At 54.1% G+C, this 5,671-nt stretch carries 3 rRNA genes; all 3 read right to left on the bottom strand.

What is annotated here, in order from left to right:
• Nucleotide 1 precedes the first annotated feature (1 nt).
• A 5S ribosomal RNA gene (gene rrf / locus BEP01S_RS16430) occupies nucleotides 2-120 on the bottom strand.
• 192 nt (nucleotides 121-312) lie between these two features.
• Nucleotides 313-3,428, bottom strand: a 23S ribosomal RNA gene (locus tag BEP01S_RS16425).
• Nucleotides 3,429-3,841: 413 nt separating this feature from the next.
• Nucleotides 3,842-5,367, bottom strand: a 16S ribosomal RNA gene (locus tag BEP01S_RS16420).
• Together the 16S, 23S and 5S rRNA genes form the textbook arrangement of a ribosomal RNA operon.
• Nucleotides 5,368-5,671: the final 304 nt, after the last annotated feature.

Genomic DNA, 5,671 nt, shown 5'->3' with positions numbered 1-5,671 from the left:
ATTGCGGCAGTCACTTACTCTCCCACAACCACCAAGTTGCAGTACCATCAGCGCGAATGGGCTTAGCTACCGGGATCGGAACGGTTAACCGGGCGTTTCCCCACCACTATCACCACCGCAAAACCAACAAACCACCACCACAAAAACCCCACACGGGAGTTTCTTCTGGCGGTAGTGGTCCAAGAACCGCACAGCGAACGCGAACACCAAACAATGCAACATGCCCACCCACAAAGGAGTGGAACAATCAAATCATCAAAAACCTAGAAAGCAAGCAAAACAAACTCGCACACACCAACCCACAAGAAAATGGTTGATGAGTGATCGGTGTATTAGTACCAGTCAACTCCACACCTTACAGTGCTTCCATACCCGGCCTATCAACCCCATCATCTATAGGACACCTCACCTGACAAAGTCAGTTGGAAATCTCATCTCGGAGCCGGCTTCCCGCTTAGATGCTTTCAGCGGTTATCCATCCCGAACGTAGCCAACCAGCCATGCTCCTGGCGGAACAACTGGCACACCAGAGGTTCGTCCGTCCCGGTCCTCTCGTACTAAGGACAGACCTCCACAAATTTCCTACGCACGCAGCGGATAGGGACCGAACTGTCTCACGACGTTCTAAACCCAGCTCGCGTACCGCTTTAATGGGCGAACAGCCCAACCCTTGGGACCGACTCCAGCCCCAGGATGCGACGAGCCGACATCGAGGTGCCAAACCATGCCGTCGATATGGACTCTTGGGCAAGATCAGCCTGTTATCCCCGAGGTACCTTTTATCCGTTGAGCGACCACGCTTCCACAAGCCATGGCCGGGTCACTAGTCCCAGCTTTCGCTCCTGCTCGACACGTCCGTCTCACAGTCAAGCTCCCTTGTGCACTTACACTCGACACCTGATTGCCAACCAGGCTGAGGGAACCTTTGGGCGCCTCCGTTACTCTTTAGGAGGCAACCGCCCCAGTTAAACTACCCATCAGGCACTGTCCCTGAACCCGATCAGGGTCCGAAGTTAAGGAATCCACTATGGTCAGAGTGGTATTTCACCGATCGACTCCACCCCAACTAGCGTCAGGGCTTCACAGTCTTCCACCTATCCTACACAAACCACACCGAATCCCAATACCAAACTATAGTGAAGGTCTCGGGGTCTTTCCGTCCTGCTGCGCGTAACGAGCATCTTTACTCGTAATGCAATTTCGCCGAGTTCGTGGTTGAGACAGCAGAGAAGTCGTTACGCCATTCGTGCAGGTCGGAACTTACCCGACAAGGAATTTCGCTACCTTAGGATGGTTATAGTTACCACCGCCGTTTACTGGGGCTTAAATTCTCCGCTTCACCCACAAAGTGGGTTAACAGGTCCTCTTAACCTTCCAGCACCGGGCAGGCGTCAGTCCGTATACATCGACTTACATCTTCGCACGGACCTGTGTTTTTAATAAACAGTCGCTTCTCTCTGGCCTCTGCGACCACCACCAGCACATCCCAGAGCAAAGTCTGGTTCACCGGGATGGTCCCCCTTCTCCCGAAGTTACGGGGGCATTTTGCCGAGTTCCTTAACCACGATTCTCTCGATCACCTTAGTATTCTCTACTCGACCACCTGTGTCGGTTATAGGGTACGGGCAACACACACCCTCACGTCGATGCTTTTCTCGGCAGCAGAGGATCACCAGATCACCCCACCAATGTGGGGCGCCCATCAGCTCTCACACACTTGTGGGGACGGATTTACCTACCCCCACGTGCTACAACCTTAGACCGTGACTACCATCGCACGGCCTGGCTACCTTTCTGCGTCACACCTCACGCTTACCGACTCCACACTCAGGTCCCCCACTCAAACCCAACCAGGCACCCGAAGGCACCACGGGGTCATCACAGGGTTAGTCTCATGTGTTTTGGTACTGTCGGTTGTGTGTCGGTACCAGAATATCAACTGGTTGTCCATCGACTACGCCTGTCGGCCTCGCCTTAGGTCCCGACTTACCCAGGGCGGATTAGCCTAGCCCTGGAACCCTTGGTCATCCGGTGGACGGGTTTCTCACCCGTCTTTCGCTACTCATGCCTGCATTCTCACTCGAATCGCCTCCACCACTCGTTCACACGGCAGCTTCTCCGGCAACTCGACGCTCCCCTACCCAACACCACACCATTACGGCTATATGTGGTGCTGCCACAACTTCGGCGGTGTACTTAGCCCCGCTACATTATCGGCGCTCAATCACTTGACCAGTGAGCTATTACGCACTCTTTCAAGGGTGGCTGCTTCTAAGCCAACCTCCTGGTTGTCTTCGCAACTGAACATCCTTTCCCACTGAGCACACGCTTAGGGGCCTTAGTTGATGGTCTGGGCTGTTTCCCTCTCGACAATGAAGCTTATCCCCCACTGTCTCACTGCCACGCTGAACCTTGACTGGCATTCGGAGTTTAGTTGACGTCAGTAACCCGGTAGGGCCCATCAGCCATCCAGTAGCTCTACCTCCAGCAAGAACCACGTAACGCTGCACCTAAATGCATTTCGGGGAGAACCAGCTATCACAGAGTTTGATTGGCCTTTCACCCCTAACCACAGGTCATCCCCTCCATTTTCAACTGAAGTGGGTGCGGGCCTCCACGCGCTCTTACACACGCTTCACCCTGCCCATGGCTAGATCACTCCGCTTCGGGTCTAGGACACGCGACTCAGACGCCCTATTCGGACTCGCTTTCGCTACGGCTACCCCACACGGGTTAACCTCGCCACGCACCGCTAACTCGCAGGCTCATTCTTCAAAAGGCACGCCATCACCACAACCAGGGTGGCTCTGACGGATTGTAAGCACATGGTTTCAGGTACTCTTTCACTCCCCTCCCGGGGTACTTTTCACCATTCCCTCACGGTACTTATCCGCTATCGGTCATCAGGAAGTATTTAGCCTTACCAGGTGGTCCTGGCAGATTCACACGAAATTCCACGAGTTCCGTGCTACTCGGGCAACGCACACACTGCGACAGGTTCATGTTTCGTCTACGGGACTCTCACCCACTCCGGTCCTGTTTCCCACCAGGTTCGACTACACCAACCAAATCACAGACCGGCCATGCTGGACCAGACCATGTACACCCCACAACACCCTCACAGCAAAACCAGCACGCTTGACACTGCAAAGGTTTAGGCTCATCCAGTTTCGCTCGCCACTACTCCCGGAATCATTGTTATTTTCTCTTCCTGCGGGTACTGAGATGTTTCACTTCCCCGCGTTCCCTCCACATGCCCTATATATTCAGACACGGGTCACCACCCTCACGAGTGGCGGGGTTTCCCCATTCGGAGACCCTCGGATCAACGCCTGTTTATCGGCTCCCCGAGGCTTATCGCAGATTTCCACGTCCTTCATCGGCTCCTGATGCCAAGGCATCCACCATGCGCTCTTACACACTCACCCAACCCCCTCAAGGATTGGTTTGTGTGCGCGAAAAATTGTTTCATTCACCTAACTAGATGATGACAAGAAAAATCACATTACATAACAACACTTTTCGTGTTGTTGATGCTCGCGTCCACTATACGATTCTCAAACCACTACCAAACACCACACACCACACAACAACACTTCGGCTGCTGCATCGTGTCCGGGTTGGTCCTGTTGGTTGAAACCACACCCAACCCACTGGTTGGGGTTTGTGATTCCAGGACCCAATAACGTGTTCGTTCTAGCCCATCCTCATACCCACCATCGACAAGGCACATACCTTAACGACACTGAGTGGATGAGCGGAAGAAGTGATGTTCCACCCTTGAGCTCCCAACACCAACACGTACGGCCGGTTCGTTGGGGTTCTTATGTGTGCTCCTTAGAAAGGAGGTGATCCAGCCGCACCTTCCGGTACGGCTACCTTGTTACGACTTAGTCCCAATCACCAGTCCCACCTTAGACGGCCCCCTCCCAAAAGGGTTGGGACACCGGCTTCGGGTGTTACCGACTTTCGTGACTTGACGGGCGGTGTGTACAAGGCCCGGGAACGTATTCACCGCAGCGTTGCTGATCTGCGATTACTAGCGACTCCGACTTCACGTAGTCGAATTGCAGACTACGATCCGAACTGAGACTGGCTTTAAGGGATTCGCTTACCCTCACGGGTTCGCCTCTCTCTGTACCAGCCATTGTAGCATGCGTGAAGCCCAAGACATAAAGGGCATGATGATTTGACGTCATCCCCACCTTCCTCCGAGTTGACCCCGGCAGTCTCCTATGAGTTCCCACCATCACGTGCTGGCAACATAGAACGAGGGTTGCGCTCGTTGCGGGACTTAACCCAACATCTCACGACACGAGCTGACGACAACCATGCACCACCTGTACACCAGCTCCAAAGAGAAGAACTGTTTCCAGAACGGTCCAGTGTATGTCAAGCCTTGGTAAGGTTCTTCGCGTTGCATCGAATTAATCCGCATGCTCCGCCGCTTGTGCGGGCCCCCGTCAATTCCTTTGAGTTTTAGCCTTGCGACCGTACTCCCCAGGCGGGGCACTTAATGCGTTAGCTACGGCGCGGAGAACGTGGAATGTCCCCCACACCTAGTGCCCAACGTTTACGGCATGGACTACCAGGGTATCTAATCCTGTTCGCTCCCCATGCTTTCGCTCCTCAGTGTCAGTTACAGCCCAGAGTCCCGCCTTCGCCACCGGTGTTCCTCCTGATATCTGCGCATTTCACCGCTACACCAGGAATTCCAGACTCCCCTACTGCACTCTAGTCAGCCCGTACCCACTGCACGCGCAACGTTAAGCGTTGCGTTTCCACAGCAGACGTGACCAACCACCTACGAGCTCTTTACGCCCAATAATTCCGGACAACGCTCGTACCCTACGTATTACCGCGGCTGCTGGCACGTAGTTAGCCGGTACTTCTTCTGCAGGTACCGTCACTTTCGCTTCTTCCCTGCTGAAAGCGGTTTACAACCCGAAGGCCGTCATCCCGCACGCTGCGTCGCTGCATCAGGGTTTCCCCCATTGTGCAATATTCCCCACTGCTGCCTCCCGTAGGAGTCTGGGCCGTGTCTCAGTCCCAGTGTGGCCGGTCGCCCTCTCAGGCCGGCTACCCGTCGTCGCCTTGGTAGGCCATTACCCCACCAACAAGCTGATAGGCCGCGAGCCCATCCCCGATCGAAAAACTTTCCACCACCCAACATGCGTCAGGTGGTCGTATCCGGTATTAGACCCAGTTTCCCAGGCTTATCCCGAAATCAGGGGCAGGTTACTCACGTGTTACTCACCCGTTCGCCACTCATCCACCAACAGCAAGCTGTCGGCTTCAGCGTTCGACTTGCATGTGTTAAGCACGCAGCCAGCGTTCGTCCTGAGCCAGGATCAAACTCTCCATAAAAAATTTATGTTACGTAAGAATCCCAGCAAGACAGCCGGAACCGTCACGGGGTGACAGTCCGGCTCATCAAATAAAATCCCGACCAAACAGAAGACCCACCCTCATAGGTGTGGACGGTTCGGCGAAGAACCACCCACCAGGGTGAACCACGTTTGATCAGGTGATTGTCTTACCAGAAATAATAAAATGTTCTGGCATCACAACTTGTTCAAACAAACACGCTATTGGATTCTCAAACCACAAACACACACCCATCACCACCACCCGAAAAACGAGCGTGTTCACTGGGGGTATCAGTTTCATT

The organism is Brevibacterium epidermidis NBRC 14811 (assembly GCF_001570805.1).
GTDB classification, from domain to species: domain Bacteria; phylum Actinomycetota; class Actinomycetes; order Actinomycetales; family Brevibacteriaceae; genus Brevibacterium; species Brevibacterium epidermidis.
Note: the sequence above shows the minus strand (reverse complement) of the source record. Positions and strands in the feature narration are given on the sequence as shown.